The following is a 1,541-nucleotide window of genomic DNA, read 5'->3' on the forward strand; positions in this document are numbered from 1 at the left end:
TTTTATACGAAAATGGCTATTTGCTGAAAATGGCGCAAAAAGGCCACCTCCTATCGAAATTGGTCATGGTATTATTTGCCAATTAATGAGTAATAATGACTATGTCAGTTTTTGTTCTTGAAGCTGTACATTAAATCCTAGCCCTTGGATTTGACGAACCCAATAATCTAAGCTCTTTTCCTTCTTCGGTAAGTAGTCCCATCCCAGTTCTTCATAGGGAACTTTATTCGAGAGCATCTGGTATATGATGCGCAGAAGTAAATGAGCCAGAGCCATATTGGCTTTCTTGGGACCTCGTCGTTTCACAATCCGGTAATAAAAGGAGGCGGTTCGCGATCCTTTGACTTTCATGGCTGCCCAGGCTGCCTGACAAAGCACCGATTTTAAGCCTTTATTCCCTTTGTTGGTCTTGGATCCTTTTTTTTTACCTGCACTTTTGTTGTTGCCTGGACTCAATGCTGCCCACGAAGAGAGATGATCTTCGGAAGGAAATACCGACATATCGGTACCGATTTCCGCAAGGATGCTCGCCGCTGCATCTTTTTGAATGCCCGGAATGGTTACCAATCGTTCGATCTCTTCCTGGTAGGGGTGAAGCAGTTCGTCAATCTCCATCTCTAATGCCTTGATTTCCTTTTGCACATATTGGAGGTGATTTAAATGTCTCTGGATCATTTTGCGGTGGTGGGCCCGCACGCGTCCATTTAACGCTTCAACCAATTGTGGAACTTTGTTCTTCAGTTTCGTGAATACCAGCTTTTTGACGGCTTCAGGTTCTAATACTTCGCCATCGGCTACCGATTCGAGTAAGGCGAGTCCAGATGCACCAAACACATCCGAAACATACGTGGTCAGTTTGATGTTCGCATCCTGTAGTATTTTGTGAATGCGGTTCTTTTCCGCCGTCGCGTTTCCTAACAGTTTACGACGATACCGAGTCAGATCTCGAAGATCACGAATGTCTTCCGGTGGGACGAAACTGGATTCGATCAATCCACAGCGCAACAATTGGGCAATCCAAGCCGCGTCTTTCACATCTGTCTTCCGTCCGGGGACATTTTTGATCCGTTGTGGATTGGCGAGAATTAGTTTAAACGAGTCTTCAAGAATGTTCCACACGGGCTTCCAATAAACACCCGTGCTTTCCATGGCCACATGGGTACATGCCTGCTCCGTTAGCCAGTCTAGCAATTGGAGTAGTTCATTGGTGGTCGTACCGAATGTTCGGATTTCCTGTTTTGGTTTCCTGTCCAAGGGGCCAGTCAATATACAAGCAACTACTGTTTCTTGGTGTACATCCAACCCTGCACACCGTTCCAAAATGGCGTCCATGCTCATTACCTTCTTTAACTTCAAAGTACAGGTCATGCAACAGAGAATGTGTATTTTTATACACGTGCTCGTGGCAACAATCGGCGGTACTCTGCGTTGCAATAGGGCGGTTTTGAACTCGGGGTTAAATAACCACCAAAAAAGTTTCGACCTTAGACCTGTCCATTACCAGTATTGATGGCAGAGCAAGACTTCAAACGCACAACACA

1 protein-coding gene is annotated in these 1,541 nt (G+C 45.5%); it reads right to left on the reverse strand.

Annotation, left to right across the window (positions count from 1 at the left end; genetic code table 11):
* Window positions 1–99: 99 nt before the first annotated feature.
* The gene (locus ACE5LO_RS27670) at window positions 100–1,332 is read right to left on the reverse strand and encodes an IS110 family RNA-guided transposase (RefSeq protein ID WP_375523127.1); all 1,233 of its coding nucleotides are present in this window, start codon (window positions 1,330–1,332) and stop codon (window positions 100–102) included.
* Window positions 1,333–1,541: the final 209 nt, after the last annotated feature.

The organism is Paenibacillus medicaginis, from assembly GCF_042138635.1.
Taxonomy (GTDB): Bacteria; Bacillota; Bacilli; order Paenibacillales; family Paenibacillaceae; genus Paenibacillus; species Paenibacillus medicaginis.

What these genes read in the sequence shown, in the direction of transcription:
- ACE5LO_RS27670 (WP_375523127.1), bottom strand. Translation starts at nt 1,332, where the DNA reads ATGGACGCCATTTTGGAACGGTGTGCAGGGTTGGATGTACACCAAGAA.